This is a genomic window from Maribellus comscasis, from assembly GCF_009762775.1.
Taxonomy (GTDB): Bacteria; Bacteroidota; Bacteroidia; order Bacteroidales; family Prolixibacteraceae; genus Draconibacterium; species Draconibacterium comscasis.
Genome location: NZ_CP046401.1, coordinates 6,151,873 through 6,172,098 on the forward strand (window position 1 = coordinate 6,151,873; position 20,226 = coordinate 6,172,098).

Genomic DNA, 20,226 nt, shown 5'->3' on the forward strand with positions numbered 1-20,226 from the left:
ATTATTCCTGATATAATACCGAATGTAGCTCATTTAATTTATCAACAGGAATTTTAATAACTTCCCTGTCGTAGGTTATCAAACCATTTACTTCGCCTTCCACATCAGTGGTTTGTGTGTAAACTGCCGCAGAAAGTCCTTTGGTTTTTTTCATTTCAACAATCTGGTTGAATTTGTAAATATAGGCATCTAATAATTCTTTTTCTGAATGATAAGTCTGATAACCCCAGTTTCGCATCTCGGGATTCCACAAATTTGTCTCTATCGGATACCCGATTCCTCCATATTCACCAATAACAGAAGCTCTGTCTAACGAAGCAGGAGGTATGCGTACCTCAGTCTGGTAGGTATGTATATCATAAACATCGCCACAATTTCGAAGCGCCCAACCACTCACTGCATTTACTAAACGGGTGGGATCGTAGTCTTTTACCATCTTTGCAATTCTGCAGGTAGTATACTGGCCCCAGCCCTCGTTGAAAGGCACCCACATTACAATACTTGGTGAATTGTAATGAATATCAATCATTCTGCGAAGTTCCAGTTCAAACTGTTGCGCATCTTCATTTCGAACATTCAAATCGGGCCCGTTTGGCCTTACGTGCTGGACATGTTCCGGTCTTTCATTTCCTGTTTTTGGAATAACAACCATCCCGGAAGGCATATCCTGCCAAACCAGCATACCCAGTTTGTCGCAGTGATAAAACCAGCGGTCAGGCTCTACTTTTATGTGTTTCCGAATCATATTGAATCCCATTTTTTTGGTCATTTCAATGTCGTATTTCATTGCTTCATCAGAAGGAGGTGTGTGTAATCCGTCGGGCCACCACCCCTGATCAAGCGGGCCATATTGAAAAACCGGTTGGTTGTTCAGGAAAAGATATTTTGTTCCTTTGTGATTTCCCAAACTAATTTTACGCATCCCAAAATAACTTTGTACTTCATCAATTTTTTCACCTGCCTTATTAAAAAGCTTTAAACTCAAATTGTATAAATTAGGAGCATCGGTCGACCATAATTCAGGATTTGGGATATCGATTAAGCCTGTAATATTTGCCGGAATTTCAGTTTTTGCCACTTCTTTTCCCTGAAACGAAACCACCGCCTCAACTTTGTATTCCGGTTTTAGTGATTTGTTTAATACAGGAGTTACCGCGATTGTTTTTTCATCAATATCGGGAACCAGCTTCGCCTCTTTCAAAAACGCTTCCGGAGAAACAGTTTCCATCCAAACCGTCTGCCAGATTCCGCTTACCGGAGTATACCAGATTCCCTCCTGGGGCATCTGTTGTTTTCCCCGCGGCTGTGAGCCAAAACTCGATGGGTCATCCACACAAACAACCAATTCCTGTTCTCCTTTTCCGGTTAAATATTCTGTAATATCAAATGAAAAACGATCATAAGCTCCTTTGTGTGCACCCACAACAGCACCATTTACAAAAACAGTGGTTGAATAATCAACGGCTTCGAAGTTCAGAATTACATTTTTCTTACTCCAGTCCGTTGGAATTTCAAAAGTTCGCTTGTACCAAATCCGATCGTCTGGTTTTACCTCGCCCATTACTCCCGAAAGCGATGATTCCACACAGAAAGGCACTAAAATTTCGCCTTGATATTTTTTGGGTTGTGCCAGGTTCTTTTTTAAAATGGAGTAGTTCCAAAGGCCATTTAAGTTCATCCAGTCTGAACGTTCAAATTGCGGACGTGGATATTCCTGCCACACATTTTCAGGCGTAATTTCTGCTGCCCAGCGGGTTTTCATTTTTTCGCCGGCCGGTTGCCATTTTTGAGCAAATGTTGTAACAAAAGTTACCAATAATAGTGTTGTAAGTTTAAATTTCATTTATTTTTAATTTTTTTGATTGATATTCAATTTGATTCAATACCTGATTTTTTGATTTTATTCAACAAAAAAGAAACTTTTGTAATTTTTCCTGTAAATATTTCAGTTTTCAAAATGGTTCCCTTTTCGGGCATTGTTTAACTCTTCAAACGAATCAATTGCCGCACCGGGATCGCCTTGCTTTGTCATCCATTCATCCATTTTTTTTGAAAGCCTGTTTTGAATTGCTGTAAATCCCTCCCGGTTTAATAAATTATTCATTTCATTTGGGTCGCTTGTCATATCGTACAGTTCTTCAGACGGTCGTTTCTGATAACGAGTCACCAAGTCCAGTATTTTTTGATCGCCGGAAGCTTCAAAAATCCAGGACGGCCAGTATTGATTTTCCGTCATTCTGGCCATCAAATGTTTTTCGATATAAAGATTTTCGTGGGCGAGATTTTTGATATAATGATATTTCCCATCGGTGATTGAACGAATGGGGTAGGGAGGTCCCTCCGGAACGTTGTTGTGCATAAAATAAGCAAACTCACGGTGGGTATTCTTTTCACCCAGCAGCACCGGGAGAAAACTTGAGCCATCAAAGCCTGCACTGGTTTTATTATCCAGCGCATCAAGCAAGGTAGGCAGCACATCATTGTACTGGACTAGCGCATCAGTACGTGTACCACTTTTTACTTTTCCGGGCCACCGCACAATCAATCCGGTATGGACGCCATTGTTCCAGTTGGTCCATTTGCAGCCCGGAATCTGTGAACCCTGTTCAGAAGTAAAAATTACAATTGTATTGTCTTCAATACCTTCTTCCTTTAAAAGGTCAAGCGTAGTACCTATCTGCCGGTCGAGTACTTCTATTTCTGCAAGGTATTTTGTGAATTCATTGCGCATTTCTTTGGTGTCGGCAACGTACTCCGGCAAATTCAGTTTTTCAGGATCAAAATGTGAGGGATCGCCCACCGTCCAGGGAATGTGGGGAACCACCAGCGCAGTAACCAGGCAAAATGGTTGTTTTCTGTTTTTAGTTATAAAGTCCCGCAAACCTGCTGCATCGTAACCTGCTGTTTTCGAAACACAGTTGCGTTCCACTCCATCAACCATTTCAAAAGGATAAACCTCGCGCGGGGCCGCATGTACCTTTCCGGCAATCCCAACACGGTACCCCATGTCTCCCAGATACTGGACGATACTTGTTGTTCCGCTACGCGCAATGGAATGGTTCCAGCAAACGCCGCTGGTGGCGGGTTGCAAACCGGTATACAATTCGGCGCGGCACGGTACACACATCGACATGGTAACAAAGGCCCGGTTAAACGTCATCCCCTGTGAAGCGAGTTTGTCGATTTGTGGTGTTTGTACATTTGTTCCACCATAAAGCGGCAAATCACTGTAGGTACAGTCGTCGGCCATAATGATAAGAATATTGGGCTTTTTGTCCGATTCGGAAATTTGCAGTTTGGGTTGACTCCAAAGAACCGGGCAAATTAATAGCAGAAGTAAGGTCAGGTTTAGTTTCATCTTTTAATATTTCGAGTGTTCGATGTAAAAATATTCATTTTTGACGGATACAAGGAGACAAAACACCAATGAAAAGAAGAGTCGACCTTCGTATGTGGTTATGTTTGTTTTTTGTTAAGTTGAGCATTATTCCCTTTAATTTGCCAAAATCAAACACTCGGACCAGGCTTTTTCTTCGGTAAAAACCTTTATAAAATACATTCCTTTTGTCAGGTAGTCCAGATTAATCAGACCCGATTGTACAGGTTGTAAAGCTGTCATTGCCCTTCCGTTTAAATCGAACAACCGGAATTGTCCCTGTTTTTCCACTACTTTGCTGGAAAACCTGATGCTACTGGATGTGGGATTCGGAAAGAAAAGATTAAAATCCGATGGTTGAGCAACAGCAGTGACGGCCGTTAGCTGGTCGTCAAAACTTTGTGTTATGCCCTTACTCATGATCGATTTGATCTGGTTTGGGCAGAGAACTTCCCTGGTCCAAAAAAGTTCGTCGATGCTTCCGTAAAGAAAGGCCCTTTCTTCCGTTTTAAAAGCACCCAACACAAATGGTCCGAGCGATTGTTCTGTGCCAAAATCGGCAATTCCTTTTAATTCTCCATTTACATAAATGCTCTTCATCCCTTTTTCGGCGTCGTGAACAACAGCGATGTGGTACCAGGTTTCGGGATTAATTACATCAAAACTTTGTGCCCTGATTCCACTTTCGAAAGAAGCAGGCATATCGCCATTTAAAATTTCCATCATTATCCTTCCGGGTGGTGTACCTCCGGCGGGGTCTTTTTGATGAAGGATGGTCATTCCGGCATTGGCAACATCGGTTGATTGATCCATTTTTACCCAAACCCCAAGCGTACTGTTTTCTGCGCCTGCATTTATTAGCGCATCCTGTAGAGTTACATATGCTGTATTGTTAAAATTTAGTGCTTTCCCGAATTTACCATCAGTATAGGTCTCAGTACCCTTTGTTAAATTGAATATAACATTTTCGGGTGATGCATCTGTCAGGTTTTCATCAAAATTAAACTCCATAAAAATTTTTGTCGGATCAGGAGGTAAAGTGGGGTTATTCTCTCCTGTTTCAACTTCCTGAATTTTATGAAAATCATCGATAAAGGCATAATTAAACTGGTTTTCTCCGGTTTCCGGATCATCTTCGATGGTGGTTGCAGCAATTAGATTATTAAGGAGCCAGGGCATTGTATTTCCATCGAAGTTTGGCCCCCAGCTGATTTGGTAGGAATAAGTAGCTATATTGAACGATTCATACTGCGTCAGGAGTTCGTACACTTCCCACAGATAGTGTTTTCTGTCCTCAAACCACGGACATCCGCTCAAAAAGTCGTCCCATTCTTCTTTGGGGCGGCGTTCGTTTAAGGCATAGAAAATATATTGATGCACCAGCATATCAGCCGAATAATTGTATTTCGAAGCAAATTCAGAAGGAATAAGATCCCGGGTATGATCCTGCCACCAAAAAACCAGCGAGAATTCAGTCATCAATATTTTCTGGTCGTCTCTTATCCTGGCATCTGCATAGCTGTACATCGAAACAATGTCGTTATTGTTTTTGTGGTGAATATGTAAATCAATTCCCTCAATCCACGGTGTTTCTTTTACAAAATTCAACATTTGAAGCACACCTTCCGTATCGCGGTAGAAATCGTATAACCTGTTAAAAGCTCCAAAATAGATTGGAATGTCTGCTTTTCCGGTTTTGTATTCTTGAACCCGATTACACATGAATTGGTAAAACGGCGCCAACCTTGTGTTTCGTTCCAGGTCGTTCATCGATTCGATAAAGGGCTCGTTACCCACCACAATAATGTCGATTTTTTCCCAAACACGATCCAGAACGCGCTGGAGAAATTCATTATATGCGACAATTTCTGCACTTGTTGTATCAGGATAAGATTGGTTATGAAAATTCCATTTGATGTTGAGAATAGTTTTGTACCCGGCATTTTTCAGGTTTAAAAAGTCCTCGAGTTGATCGTCTACATCAGTTAAGCTACTCTGATCTTCATAATACTGGAAAAACTCAAAAAAGCCCCTTACCCAGGTGGTTTTTGTTCGGCCCAATTTGTCGACATCCTCTGCATGAAACAGCGATTCGTTAAAGTTTATACCCATCTCCTGTGCATTTATCCATGAGAATGTAAACATCAGGCAAAGTGCAAAAATCCCTTTTATAACTATATTTTTATATTTCATAGCGTTTGATTTATTTTTTTTTCGGCTTCGTCAAATCTTGTTTATATATCTCTGTGTAGATGGTAAATAGATAATAATCAACTACTGATTAACCCGAACCATTCAACCAGAATAAGCAGGGCTGCATTTGTTTTTCCAATGCAGCCCTGCTAACAAACTAAACCAATTGTTAATATCCTTCTCTCTGGTCCAGTGCCGGATTGGCATCTACTTCTGCCAAAGGATAAGGGAAATAAACCTGTTCCGGCGAGGTGGTTAAACCACGTTCTTCCGCATATTCCAAAAATTTACCGTGGCGGATAAGATCTTCTCTGCGTTTTCCTTCCGAGAAAAATTCCCATCCACGTTCGTCCAGAATCAGATCTCTGAAATTGTTTTGGTCGCCAACATCGGCTAAGGAATAGGGAGTTACACCTGCCCTGTTGCGTATTTCATTTATCAGATTTACAGCTTCCTGGGTAGGGCCGTTTAATTCATTCAGTGCTTCCGCACGACACAGCAAAATGTCGGCATAACGAATGTAAGGTATGTCGCAACCGCTAAAATTCCCGGTCTGGTTGTTATCAAAATACTTCAGGCTTCGGCTGTTGTCGGTATTTGCTGTTCTTAAATTAACAAGGTTACCCCCTGCGTTGTAATACGTCTCCACAATAGCTTGTTTCCGTGCATCATTCGGATCAAAAGAATCTACAAATCCATCACGTAAACTAAATTGCGTGGGCCAGTTGGCCATACTTGTTGTCCACTCAAACTCGGGAATATTATCTGCAGTTCTGAATCCGGGAGGGAAAGCTCCGTTTTGATAGTCGTTGTTGTAACCGCCGCTTTCATTTCTTAATGACCATGTTACGATCATCTCCTTGTTTGCAGGATTGGTCTGAGGTTCATTTTCAACAAAAAAGGCAGCTCGGTAATCCGGAAACAATTCATAATAATTTAAGTCCATCAGTGCCTGCGTTGCATCCGGAACTTTGCTCCACTGTTTGGTATTCATCAGAAATTTTGTCAGCGTAGCATAGGCATGTCCTTTGGTCGCTCTTCCAACCTGAGTTTGCTCTGATGGTGCTAACAAATCCCGGGCAACCGCATTCAATTCTGTTTCAACAAAATCAAGAAATTCCTGTTCGGTTGGAAGTCCAAGCTCTTTTGGTTGAATGGTTAGATCGCTTGTTGTCCGGAGTGGCACCGGTCCAAAATATTTGTACATAAAAACATATTCGTAGGCACGGATAAACCTTGCTTCTGCTACCACCATTTTTTTGAAATCCTCATCAACTGCTGAGTCATCGATGTTATCGAGTAGTGTATTTGCATTTCGGATAGCTGTATACGGGCGAGACCAGAGTAAACCCTCAAGGTGATTGGTCGATGCATCCCAGTTGAAATCCATAAATGGTTTCATTTCCCGTTCCACGGCGCCAATACGCACCCTGCCCATGTCGGTAGTTACCTCGTTAATCAGAATTTCTGTTCGAACGCCGGAACCCGGTGTGTAGTTATTGTAGGCAGAAAATAATAATGCTTCTATTCCGTCTTCATTCTGCAAAGCGTTAGCCGGAGCAAATTCAGCTACAGGATATAATTCGAGTTGGTCTTCACAGGATACAATTGCCATCAAAAGTAGCAAGGTTCCAACTATCTGTTTTACTATTTTATTTTTCATGTCATCCATTTTTAAAATTCAACATTCAGACCCACCATATAAGTTCGTGGGAGCGGATAAGCGTTAAAATCAATTGCTGCTGTGTTACTTCCACTGGCATTGGCGCCCGGATCGGTTCCCTGGTAATTGGTCACTGTAAACAGATTCTGAGCTAAAACATAAATCGCCAGTTTGTTGAAAACGCTGATATTCTCTACCGGCACGTCGTATCCAAGGCGTACCGACTGCAAGCGGATATAAGAAGCATCTTCAACCGTTATTGTGTTGATCAAAGCCGTTGTTCCTCCGGAAGCGAGAGGATTAACAAAGGATGGATACTTGTTGGATGGATTGCTCGGTGTCCAACGGTTTAATAGTGGCTCTGCTATGCGGTTTTGTCTGAAATTATTTGGGAACATTGAATTGGCCAGGTTGGCATTTAATTTATCAATTCCCTGTACGCCTTGCATTACAATGTCGAGAGAGAAGTTTTTAAATTGAAGATTACTGGTCAGTCCCCATGTAAAATCAGGGATAGGTTTTCCGATGATGGTCCGGTCTTCAGAGTTAATGGTTTTATCATCATTCAGATCGCGGAATTTCAGGTCGCCTGGCTGGACATTGTCATTGGTTACACTAAAGTCATCGCCTTCCTGCCAGATTCCATCAACAATGTAACCATAATAGGAATCCAGAGCTTCTCCTGGTGTAATGATTGAAAAATCAGGAATCTGTGAAAGACCTCCACGGATAATATCTCCGCGATCGCCAATGTTGAGTACCTCGTTTTTTAATGTCGAAAGGTTACCGGCAAGATTCCAGTAGAGATCGTTTGATCTGATGATATCCCAGCTTAGCGAAAGTTCAAAACCCTGGTTCCGAACGCCACCCATATTTTGTACCTGACCGGAGAAACCAGTGTTTAATGGTTGAGGGATATAAACAAGTAAGTCGGTTGTTTCTTTGTTGAAGTAATCAAAAGAACCCGTTAGCCTGTTTTCCAAAATGCCAAAATCAAAACCAACATCGATTTGAACCGCTTTTTCCCAGGTCAAATCCGGATTGGCAATTCGGGAAGGAGTAATTGTACTGTAATAGGCGTCTCCGAAGGGAACCTGTGAACCGGCGGAGAATGTTTGATAAGTTAACTCGTTTCCGATAGTTGCATTACCTGTACTACCAATACTGAATCTTGGTTTTAGTTCACTGAGCCAACCGGCATCAGCCATAAAATTTTCGTTATGCATTTTCCAGGCGATTGCAGCCGATGGGAAATAACCAAATTTATTGTTTTCACCAAAACGCGAAGAACCGTCTGCCCTGATGGAAGCAGTGATTAAATATTTATCCATCAGTGAATAATTTACCCTGGTCAGATAGGAAATAAATTTAGCCTGTGTACGTCCACTCCCCAGGTTATTTAATAAGGGATCACCGGAGCCAATGGCATTGATTCCCAAATCAGGAAGGGCATATCCCCGTCCGTCGCCTGCGAATGTTTTGGTTTGAAAATATTCGTAAGTTGTTCCCAGTAAAGCATTCAGTCTGCTCTGTTCAAACTCTTTAGTATAATTTATGGTTCCTTCGGCAGAAACATAATCTTTTCTTCCTGTTTGAATGGAAGCGATTCCTCCGGTACCTGCACCAGACACTGTAAAAGGCTGAATAAAAATATCTCTCCTTACATCCTGTACATCGCCACCCAGTTTTACCTGAGCTGATAACTCGGGCATAATAAAGTATTCCAGATAAGTATTTCCAAAAAAGCGAAAAGTTTCAGCCGTTGCATCTTCACCATCAAGAATGGCCAGTGGATTATCACCAACAAAAAAGTCAGATTTTCTGTAACTTCCGTCTTCATTGTAAGAAGGAATTACCGGATCATAATTCACAGCCGTGTATATTGCTCCGCCGTTTTCGTTGATTCCGAGACCCGTTGAGGCGAAATCGTCATGAATGTATGAACCATTAAAACTGACTCCCGCCCGCAACTTTTTACTTTCGTCGTATGCGAGATTAAATCGCATGTTATATCTGTCGATGGCTGAGCCCTTCACCAATCCTTCCTGCTCGAAATAGTTTAGTGAAGTAAAATAGGTGAGGTTATTTGAGCCCCCCGACATTGTAATGTTATGATTCTGTGTCCGCGCAGTCCTGTAGATCAGATCCTGCCAGTCGGTTCCGCCTCCTTCAATTTGATCGATTCGCTGCAATTCATCGCCTCCGCCTAAATCAATAATGGAATTCAATACATCTTTGTATTCCTGGGCAGTTAAAACGTCCAGTGGCTTGTATACCTGCTGGATACCATAGTAGCCATCGTAACCCACACGAAGTTTTCCTTCTTTACCTTTTTTAGTGGTAATGATTACAACACCATTTGAACCTCTTGAACCATAAATTGCAGTTGCCGAAGCATCTTTCAGAACTTCGAGAGATGCAATATCTGACGGGTTTAATGAATTTAACGGGTTTCTGGGATTCTGGTTTCCGGTGAAACCAACTCCGCCGGTTCCGGCAACACTTCCATTATTAACGATTACTCCATCAATTACATAGAGCGGTTCGTTTCCTGCCTGGATAGAACCGGAGCCTCTGATGCTGATACTCAAGCCTCCACCTGGTTCGTTACTTTTTTGCGAAATTTGTACACCGGCAACACGCCCCTGTAACGCCTGTTCAACAGACGCATTTGCTCCCGGATTTAGTTCATCGGCTTTTACAGAAGTTACGGAGCCTGTTAAATCGCTCTTTTTTACAGTTCCATAACCAATTACGACCACTTGTTCCAATTCTTCAATATCCTGTTGAAGAACTACATTTATTGCTGATTGTCCGTTAACCGGAACAGTTTGTGACAGATAGCCGATAAAACTGAACATCAGGTTGCCGTCTGCAGGAGCAGTAATAGAATACTCTCCGTTGAAGTTCGTAGTGGTTCCCTGAGTTGTCCCTTCCACAATAATCGTCACACCGGGAAGCAGCTCTCCTGCGTCGCTTTTTACCACCCCCGTTATTTTATTTTGTGCAAATAATGCTAACGGGAGGATAAACAAGACTAGAAATAATAATTTAAGCTTGTTCATAAATTCGATTAATTTGGTTTATACAATATTAAAATCTTTCATATGTTATCTACTTGAAATTGATTCAGAAAAACTGGAATCTGAATTAACCATGTTTTCTATTTTCCCGAAAACACTTGAAATCCAATGTCTATCTTATTTGTTGTTGTATCAAAATCTGTAAATCTCTTTTCTCCGAAAAAATCAACAGGAAAGGCATTTTTCAAAGTCCCTGTTCCAATTGCTTTTGACCCTTTTTTTAATTTGAAATTTGAATTATCGGGATTAACGAAATGTGGATTTCCTTCAAGATTATCAGCAGCCCAGTTTTCTGCGTTTAGCTCCTGAGCGGTTTTAAAATCGGCGGCTTTATATGAGTATCTGCAAAGGCTTAAGGTTTTATTATTAAAAAACAGGTTGTTTTGAATTTCTGTCCATTGTTGTTCCCGTGCCGACGTAGGATCTGAACCTTCATAAGCATCAGCAACAAAAAGTGCCGCGCCATAATTATTGGCAAAAATTGAATTAATAATGCGGTTTTGCGCCGGCACGCGTCCTAATTGGGAAATGGCTGCACCTTTCGACATTCCTCGGTTATTTACCACCGTGCAATGGCTCATTAGCAGGGTTGATCCGCCGTTCATAACAATATTGCCGCCTTCCAGAAGTGTAAAGTTATTATTTAGTAAACAGTTAATAAAACGTAAGGTGCCGGTTTGTTTTAAGTCGCTTATAAACCATGCAATCCCTCCGTTTGCCTGCGCTTTATTGTTGCTGATATTACAATTGTAAAAACGGGTGTGATAACCGTTGTCAGCGTTACAATTCACATATACGGCCCCACCATTGAGGTTGGCCTCATTGTTTATTATATCGCAGCCAACAAACAAGGGACTTGCTCCATTGGCGGCATATATTCCCGCACCATTTTTTAGTGCATAGTTATTTGAGATGGTACAGTTTACAAACCGAACTGATTCGCCACCATTTTCAAGCCAGATTCCTGCACCGTTTCCATCAGTTTTTTGGCCTGTATTTTTCCCGCCGGTTATGGTTAATCCATCAATCCGAAGGTATTCGGAGTTGGTTACTGTGAGCACGTGAGCTGTTTTTTCCTGTCCATCAATTTTTGTTGTTGTCAACAGTTTTCTGTCGGATAACTTTTCTTCAACCCCCTTGAATCCGCCATAAATATAAAGAGCTGTTTTCCCTTCAATTCTCAGCACGTTTCCGTAATTTCCTCCGGCAATCCAAATCTGAGATTCCGGCTTTGCCAATTCAACTGCTTTTTGCAAAGATGTAAGTGCTGTTTTCCATGATTTCCCGTCACTGTTGTCTCCTTTTTCAGAAACATAAATTACCGGCATTTTTTCTGTTGCTGCCAGTGGAAAGGGAACAACAGGAACCAACCGGTTTTTGTCATCCAGTTTCATTTGCACAAGGGCAGCATTCTCACGCCATTGTGCCGCTGCTTCATCGTTGCCAAACATGGTTGCCTGGATGTTGCCATCAAAATCATCAAAAATCATATTGTGGCCACCGTGCGGAATGGCAATGTATGCCTCAGAATACGGACCGGTGATATTTTCTGCCATAGCAATCATACAATCATAACGACCGTCAGCGGTTCGGCGGTTTAGATCCGTATTTCCAAATACATGGCCTTTTTTAGGGCTTTCACAATTCCATTCTGCCGCCATCAGGTAGTAGAGACCATTTTTGTAATACATATTTACACCTTCATAACCCACTTCCTTGCCACTGGCATCTTTAGGGAACACAGGTGGTTCGGTGTCGGCAAATCCCATCATATCGGGCTTTAGCTTTTTCATATTCCCCGGTCCCCAGATATACCAAACCGTCCCGTCAACATCTTTAAATAAAGTAGCGTCGATTCCTTTTACCATCGAACCGTCCTTTTTTACATCCTCGTATGGTCCTTCGGGTTTTCCGGTTGTACTCTTTAGTAATCCTGAGCCATAACCCCCACTAACCGAATAGGTAATCCAAAAATTGTTATTTATATAATGAATCTCAGGAGCCCAGATTCCACGGACCAGACGTCCGTTGGTTCTTTTTATCCTTCGTTGAGCTTCGTTGCTGGCATCTTTCTCAAAAGTCCATACAAATCCTTCATCACCAATTATTTGCCAGTTTTTTAAATCTGGCGATTCCCAAACGCGGATACCCTCAGCTACTCCCCAGTTGTCGTCAGTTGTTCCGGTAAGATAATATTTGTTTTCGGGGCCTTTGCATACGGCAATATCACGCAGGTGGTATTTAAAAAGCGGCCAAACATTGGGCATAGTCGGTTCAATGCTGTCAATAGCATTTTCAAACATGGCCGATACCTGCGGATTTAATGTTTGGCTTTTTAATTCATTTTTTGAAAAGATAATTAAAATAAAAATCAGAAATAAGGTCGATTCTATCCGTTGCATAAGATTTAAGTTTGACGCAAGAATCGGAAATAATGCGTTTCGGGAACTGGAATTTAAGTTAAAAAAAAAGGAAAATGAGAAACTCTCATTTTTTATAATCAGTTCATATTTAAACCTTTAATCTTATTTAGCAATTCTTTTCGGTATTCTGTAGGAGTTTTTTTATACACTTTTTTAAACACCTTGCTAAAATAGTTTGGGTCGGTGAAGCCAACTTCGTAGGCAATGTCGGAAATATTAAGTGCGGAATCCGCCATTAATTCAATCGCCTTTTTAAAACGCAACGACTGGATATAATCGGATCCGGACATGTTGAGCAATTTTTTAAGTTTTAAATAGACCAGAGTTTTACTTATCCCCAGTTTTTGGGCGAGTTCTTCTGTATTAAGGGTTTCACTTTCAATATTCTCGTTGATTATTGCAGATACTTTTTCGATAAAATCTTTGTCCTTGTCCTGGAAATTCAGCCTTTCCAGATCGATGTGCGCTCCTGTAACAACTTTTTCTTTTAGTTTTTTACGCATCTCGATAAAGTTGCGTACATGGAGGTCAAGTTCATTTAAATCAAATGGTTTTCTCACATAGGCTTCAGCACCTGCCTGCAATCCTGCTATTTTATCTTCGTGTGTGGTTTTAGCGGTGAGTAAAATCACGGCAATGTGACTGGTTGCTTCGTCTTCTTTAATTTTTTTGCAAAATTCTATTCCATTCATTTCCGGCATCATCACATCGCTGATAATTATATCGGGTTCTTCTTCTTTTACAATTGTTAATGCTTCTATTCCATTTTGAGCACATTTTACATCAAAATGTTCTGAATAATGCTCCATCAAAACTTCTGCCAGATCTACGGTGTCTTCAACAATTAGCAGTTTGAATTCCTTGTCGTTATTCGATTTTTCTTTCGCCGGGGCAGGGCTTGTAGTCACTTCGGAAATACTTTCAAAGTCCAAATTATGTCTGATTGTATCTCTGTTGTTTTCGAGTTTGATATTTGAAATTCCCTGGTAATTCAGGGGCAGTTGAATTTTAAAACGGGTACCTTCATCTATTTTACTTTTTACTTCGATGGTGCCGTGAAGGTATTCCACCAGGCTCTTAACCAGCGTGAGTCCTATTCCCGAGCCACTTTTTTGTTCGTTGTGCCGGTAGTTCATGTAAAAAGGTGTAAACAAATTTTGTTTTTCTTCTTCGGAAATGCCCTTCCCGGTGTTCGAGATACAAATATTTAAATGCTTCTGGTTTTTATCGCTAATCTCGTCGGCTATTTTAGCTTCGCAAATTATTTTTCCATGAATGGGAGTATGTTTTAATGCATTTGAAATGAGGTTTGCAATGATTTTTTCAATTTTATCAGGATCGAACCAGTATTCGTACTCGTCGCGGTTGGCTTTAAATTCAAAGTTCACCCGGTATTGGTCAAAAAGAGGCGTAAAAACCAGACAGGTTTCACGCAGGAAGTTAACGATATCGCCCTTCTGCAAAACAAGTTTGGCATGTTTGGTTTCAATTTTACGAAAATCCATTAACTGGTTAAACAGAAAAGAGAGCCGCTTTGAGCTTCGGCCAAGACGCTGGAAGCGTTGCTTCAGGTCGTCTGAAACGTCACTCCTGTCGAACAACTGATCAATACTTGAGATAATAATGGAAAGAGGGGTTTTAAATTCATGAGAAATGTAGGTATAAAAATTCAGCCGCTGCTGACTCAGTTCTTTAATTTTTTCCTTTTCAATTCGTTCCAGTTTTAGCGCTGCTTTTTCTTTTTCCTTGTCGATTGTGATTTTTCGGTACAGAATAAAAATTCCGGCTATCAGTAAAAAGTAAAGTACAAATGCACCAAACGAGAGATAAAATGGCGGTCGTATGCGTATAATAAGGTTTTTACTGTTTGCACTTTCAATACCGTCGTTGTTTTCGGCCTTTAAATGAAAAGTATATTTTCCGGGTAATAAATTGGTATAATTGGCGTTGGTTTTATTTCCCATTTCATTCCAGTTCTCATCAAAACCTTCCAGGTAGTAGTAAAATTTGTTATTTCCTGCTGATATGTGGTTTACTGCAACAAAGTCAATTGTAAAAGATTTTTGGTAATAACTTAGTGTTATGTTCTCGGCCTGGTCGATCGGTTTTGTTAAAATCCCTTTTTCGGATACATGGACGCTTTCATTCGCGAGTTTTAAATCAGTAAAAATCAGCTGTGGTTTTATTTTATTATCGATTATCTCAGAAGGATTAAAATAGCTTAACCCGTTTACATGACCAAAGTAAAGTGTACCATCAGCATCTTTATAATAAGACGCAAAATTGAATTGCATTTGCGACAACCCGTCGTTCCTGTTGTAGTTTCTAAATTCCCGTGTTTGGGGATTAAACATCGACAATCCCTGATTGGTGCTGAGCCATATGTTGTGATTTAACGCTTCCAGTATTCCGTAAACAGTATTATTGGGTAGTCCGTCTTCCATACTTAAATGTTGAAAACTTTTGGTGAGCGGGTCATAGACATTAACTCCTCCATCCACGGTTCCAAACCATATTTGTCCTTTACTGTCTTCGTTTACAGCAATAATCTTATTGGTTGACAAAAACTCCGGCTCCCGGTAAAAACTGATGGAATCGTTTTTCTTATTGATAGATGCTATGCCGCCATGCCGGATACAAAACCACATGTTTCCATGGTTATCTTCCAGAATACTGTATATAAACAATTGCCCCAGTTCTTCTTGCTTGATCGGCTTTAATTCCTGAGTATCATAATCATAAAGGTATACGCCCTTGCGGGTTCCTACCCAAATGTTTTCTTTTGAATCTTTATAAATACTGTAAACCGAATTTTCGGTAATGCTGTACTTGATATCCGGAAGAATGGAAATATTTCTGAATTTTCCTGTCCGGGGATTGTAAATATCAATCCCTGTCATAAAATGTCCAAACCAGATGTTTCCGTTCTTGTCTTCGCATATGGCATGGATGTTATTCGAGCTGAGGCTGTTTTTCTCCTGATGCTGGTAGTAATCCAGAATTTCTTTCTTTTCAGTATTAAAAGTACAAACGCCTCCGTCTTCTGTCGCAATCCACAAAATTCCTTTTGAATCTTTATATAGCTGATTTACCGCCTTTCCGCGGAGTTCATTTTGCCCGTCGCCCGGATAAATCGTAAAGAACCCCTTAAAATTGCTAAGATTGGTGTAGTTAATTCCGCCAAAATAAGTTCCAATCCACATGATATCTTCCTTGCTCCTGAACACACAGTAAGTGGCATTATCATTTAAAAAATACTCAGACTTTTCCAGCGAATGTTGAATATTAACGGTCTCTTTTGTTGCGGGATCCAGGATAAAAATTCCCAGTTCACTGCAAATCCAGATATTCCCGTCTGAATCATCTTCAATGTCGCGCACAACGGTAGTTTCAGCCTGGTCTGTTTCAGCAAGTCTTACTTTTAAAAAAGTCTTGTTGTTTTTGTCAAACATGTACAACCCGCTGTTCTCGGTCCCTATCCAGTAATTACCGGCATGATCAATAAAAATTTTATTAATTGCACTGGTCTGTAATCCGGGAGTATTGGTTGTGTTGAAGTATTCGAGTAAAACTCCATCTGAATTCAGCACGTAAACACCTGAATTTGTAGCAACGTAAAAGGTATTTTCAGCACTTTCAGCAATTGATGTAATAGGTTCGTTTTGTAACGAAATAAATTTTATTACTGCGTTTTGTTTTGGGTGGTATGCATATATTCCCCGGTGAGTACCAATTAGTATTGCACCTTCTTTTGTTTCAAATAAGGTTGTAACACCTGGCAGAGATCGTTCTTCAAATAATAAAGATTCAAATTTGTCAAAACGACGGTTGTATTCGATTACACCTCTGTCGGTTCCGGCAAACAGGCGATTATTTTTCGTAACGATAACACTTGTGAAAAAATTTGATGGGATACCAAGATCGTCCTCTTTATAGTAGCGTCTGATGTTGTAACTGTCGTATTTATTTAAACCTTGTTTCGTGGCAAACCAGATAATTCCGGTTTGTTCCTGTGCAATATCATGAACGGTGTTGTAGGTCAGTCCGTCTTCGTTATTTAGTTTTTTGAATACATAACGGTTTTCAATTGCTTTGGCTGCGACACTCCACAATAATAAAATTAATATATATGTTACTCCCCTCCACATTCTTTTTCAAATATACTATTTACCTGAAATTTGTATTGGCTGATTTTTTCTGTTGTTTTATTTTTTGTGAACCGGACTTGCTAACTCACTAATACAACTTGTCATATTTCCCCAAAATCATTAATAGATATTTCTTGCAAAATAAACAAGAAATAAGTTTTTCTTTTTTTTGCTTGATACAACTATGCAAGAGAGTAAAACTTTAAATCGTTAGCCTGCAATTTCAATTATAATTACTGGAATTTGATTCAGTTTTAATTTAATAGTCAGATACATCTACCGGCTTGTTCAATTAGAATAATACATGAATGATTGAAGATGCATCATTCCTGAGAAAAAATACTGTTACCGGCCTACGTCTTCCTGTAAATAAATGGATATTCACAAAGTTTTTAAAAGACTAAATATCATCTGTTTGATAGAGAATGGCAGGACACATTAACAGAATGCAAAAATATAATTGAAAATTCGCCACACACTTTGTTGGATGATTATGCAGGTGCATTTGACCAGTCCGATTCGGCAAACCAGTACTACGACAAATTAATTTGGGTAGTTGATGTTGACATTATGCCAACATGTTTGGAACTGGCAGGAGCCCAACATCCGGATAGTATTAACAGCAGGAAAACAAATAATTTAGACGGAAAAATCAGCTTGTAAAACACACCCGGTTCCGAATAACCCGTCAGATGTCGATAAGCGTTCGCAGGTTATACACCAATGAAAGCATTCGCTCCGATAATGGTCGCGTTGAGCTAATGTATGGCCCATTTTATTGTTTGGAAAGTATTGACAATCGTAATTCTCAGAAAATGCAAAACACGAATTCTGAAGAAAATATATGATGAGAGAATAAAAGGTTATTTTGCGCTGAGCAATAGAGTGATGTATTGAATATTTAACCTGCAATTCAATTCAAAATAGAAATTCTGTCTGAAAAACATATTCAAAGTACGATGGTCAGTTTATTCAGTTAAATACAATTTTTTAACGGATTTGAAGGCTTCTGCTTTATATTGAATAATTATTGTTAAATGGTGTGTGTAAATTATCATATTTTTAAAATCAATTAATATATTTATATTAGTAACTTTATCTTCGCAATCTATTGGATGAAAGTCAGGATATTTTGCATACTAATCCTTTTTCTGAAACCATTGTTATGTTCGACTCAGAATAACGACAACACCGGATATATATACAATTATTCACTCAGGGAACTGGCAAATATTAAGATTTTAACCGGCTCTATTAAGGCCGAGAAAACCAGTAGTGCGCCATCCAACATTATCATAATAACAAAACAAATGATTGAGGAACGAGGATATCAAACGCTTGTTGATATTTGTCAGGATGTTCCTGGTTTTGATTTTATGATGTATAATGATGGGAGTGGGGAATATTCGACCTACAGTATGAACAGGGGAGTGGGAGAAATTGGTAATCCAGAGGTTCTGATTATGGTTGACGGGATTATTCAGAATCAGATAAGTTATAACTGGTCGTTGTTATGGACCTATGAAAATATGTTTGCTGATATTGAGCGTATCGAAATTATTCAGGGGCCTGGGTCGGTTATGTATGGAGCACAGGCGTTTACCGGTATAATTCACTTTATAACAAAAAAGAAATTTTCAGGTATAAATGCTCAGTCCTCAGTCGGTTCCAACAGAACTTCTGTTTTTGACGTCCATATGGGAACTCCGATCGGCGAAAATACTCATGCCTCGTTGGCGATTCATAAATACAAATCGTTGGGAGATGAAGGTATTGATCGTTACGACCCGGGCGGTTATTTCAAGAACAATAAATATCCTTCAACGATTTTGGCCGATTACGACAGCGAAGGAAATTTTGTTGAAGATGTTCCCAATGCTTTGGCTGGGAAAGAAATTCCCGGGGGTTTTAGTACCGGAAATGACAGTTATGCATTTCGGGCAAAGATTTCGCATAAAAACAATGAAGCAGGTTTTTTTTATTCTGAATTTGATCGCGGATATTCATCGGCCAATGTGCAATACGAATACAATATTTTTAGTAAAAAAAGCAAAACGCATTACAAATCTTATCATCTTTATATTACAAATAATTCAACATTTTCGAAAAAATTAAATTTAAAATCGGATTTGGTTTTCAGGTCCACCAACATTCTTCCTGATGCTGGGTTCAGGTATCTTTACCAGTTTCCGGAATTAACAAAAAACTATGCATCCTATTCCTATCAGGGCTATCTTGAAGAAAAGCTTTTGTATGAATTCAGTCCTCAAGACTTGTTTTATTTTGGATTGAAAGCAACTGTCAGCAGGAAAAGTGAACGGATTGTTTCCTTGGGTGATTATTCCGATTCCAATGATACTTCAGTTTCTTCCTGGGATATAGCAGAAGAAGGAGGAGGGTTAAATCAAAAAAAGATATACCCTCTTTTTTATGAGAAAGAACTTGCTTTCTATGCTTTATATGATAAGGAATGGGGAAATAAACTGTCAAGTTCTCTAGGTCTCAGATATGATTACAGTACAGAGTTTGGAAGTATATTGAATCCAAGATTAGCGATAGATTTTCAACCTGAAACTTTTATGGGGATTAAATTTATGTACGGAACGGCGTTCAGACAGCCTGGTATATTTGAATTAACAAGTGAGTTTAGAGGGAACCCTGAGTTAAACCCTGAGAAGATAAAAACAGGTGAAGTTGAATTCAGCGGCTTGCTGGCCAATGATAAGATTTCAATAAAAGCAAACGTATTTTACTCTGTAATAAGTGATTTTATAGGGAAAGTTCCGGATGAGAATATGCCGTCGGGAGAACGATATGAAAATCTGGATCAGGTGAAAGTTTCAGGCGTTTCCACTTTTTTCTCAAGCCAGATAACCCAATATCTTCTGTTGTATTCAAACTACAGCTATTTAGTTGGTATTAAGCCGTCAGGAGTATATGAGATTGAACGTACTGCCAAAAATAAACTGAACGCTGGAGTAAACCTGAAATTATTTTCAAATAAAGTTACTGCGGATTTCAGGGCAAATTATGTTGGTAAACGAAAAGCACAGGAGACAAACCAATGGCTGCAAACATACGAAAACGGCTTCGCTCCGTCTTATCTAAAGGCCAATTTGGTGGTTTCTTATCGTTTTTTACAAAGTTTTACTGCGCAATTAATTGCGAATAATGTATTTGATGAACAGTATTATGGCGTGGGGAGGGAAACGGGATCAGGATTTGTTGATGATTATGATTACCAAAACAATGTTAATCCTGATGGGCTTATTCCAGCTTATCATCCACAGCCCGGCAGGACTTTTTTAGTGAGTCTTTTGATTAAATTACATCAATAAGA

Annotated in this window: 10 protein-coding genes; 3 read left to right on the forward strand and 7 right to left on the reverse strand. The window is 39.8% G+C overall.

Annotation, left to right across the window (positions count from 1 at the left end; genetic code table 11):
- Window position 1: 1 nt before the first annotated feature.
- The 7 genes from GM418_RS24915 to GM418_RS24945 form a co-directional block, all read right to left on the reverse strand.
- The gene (locus GM418_RS24915; RefSeq protein WP_158869998.1) at window positions 2-1,843 is read right to left on the reverse strand and encodes a glycoside hydrolase family 2 protein; all 1,842 of its coding nucleotides are present in this window, start codon (window positions 1,841-1,843) and stop codon (window positions 2-4) included.
- Window positions 1,844-1,945: 102 nt separating this feature from the next.
- Window positions 1,946-3,358, reverse strand: coding sequence for a sulfatase family protein (locus GM418_RS24920; RefSeq protein ID WP_158870000.1), 1,413 nt, complete (start codon window positions 3,356-3,358; stop codon window positions 1,946-1,948).
- Window positions 3,359-3,493: 135 nt separating this feature from the next.
- Window positions 3,494-5,569 (reverse strand): LamG-like jellyroll fold domain-containing protein, encoded by a 2,076-nt coding sequence (locus GM418_RS24925; protein ID WP_158870002.1) that lies wholly within the window; start codon window positions 5,567-5,569, stop codon window positions 3,494-3,496.
- A gap of 169 nt (window positions 5,570-5,738) precedes the next feature.
- Complete coding sequence (locus GM418_RS24930; RefSeq protein WP_158870004.1) at window positions 5,739-7,232, reverse strand: RagB/SusD family nutrient uptake outer membrane protein; 1,494 nt, start codon at window positions 7,230-7,232, stop codon at window positions 5,739-5,741.
- 11 nt (window positions 7,233-7,243) lie between these two features.
- On the reverse strand, window positions 7,244-10,297 hold the full coding sequence (locus tag GM418_RS24935) for a SusC/RagA family TonB-linked outer membrane protein (RefSeq protein ID WP_158870006.1): 3,054 nt from the start codon (window positions 10,295-10,297) through the stop codon (window positions 7,244-7,246).
- 98 nt (window positions 10,298-10,395) lie between these two features.
- The gene (locus tag GM418_RS24940; protein ID WP_158870008.1) at window positions 10,396-12,717 is read right to left on the reverse strand and encodes a family 43 glycosylhydrolase; all 2,322 of its coding nucleotides are present in this window, start codon (window positions 12,715-12,717) and stop codon (window positions 10,396-10,398) included.
- Between the two features lie 98 nt (window positions 12,718-12,815).
- Window positions 12,816-16,886, reverse strand: coding sequence for a hybrid sensor histidine kinase/response regulator transcription factor (locus GM418_RS24945; RefSeq protein WP_158870010.1), 4,071 nt, complete (start codon window positions 16,884-16,886; stop codon window positions 12,816-12,818).
- A 480-nt stretch (window positions 16,887-17,366) separates the two neighbouring features.
- On the opposite strand from GM418_RS24945, the gene GM418_RS24950 reads away from it, so the two are divergent.
- The 3 genes from GM418_RS24950 (at window position 17,367) to GM418_RS24955 (ending at window position 20,224) form a co-directional block, all read left to right on the forward strand.
- On the forward strand, window positions 17,367-17,549 hold the full coding sequence (locus tag GM418_RS24950; protein ID WP_158870012.1) for a hypothetical protein: 183 nt from the start codon (window positions 17,367-17,369) through the stop codon (window positions 17,547-17,549).
- A gap of 29 nt (window positions 17,550-17,578) precedes the next feature.
- A complete protein-coding gene (locus tag GM418_RS32155; RefSeq protein WP_425482355.1) occupies window positions 17,579-17,734 on the forward strand; it encodes a hypothetical protein in 156 nt (51 codons plus the stop codon).
- A gap of 267 nt (window positions 17,735-18,001) precedes the next feature.
- The gene (locus GM418_RS24955) at window positions 18,002-20,224 is read left to right on the forward strand and encodes a TonB-dependent receptor plug domain-containing protein (RefSeq protein WP_158870014.1); all 2,223 of its coding nucleotides are present in this window, start codon (window positions 18,002-18,004) and stop codon (window positions 20,222-20,224) included.
- The last annotated feature ends 2 nt before the right edge of the window (window positions 20,225-20,226 follow it).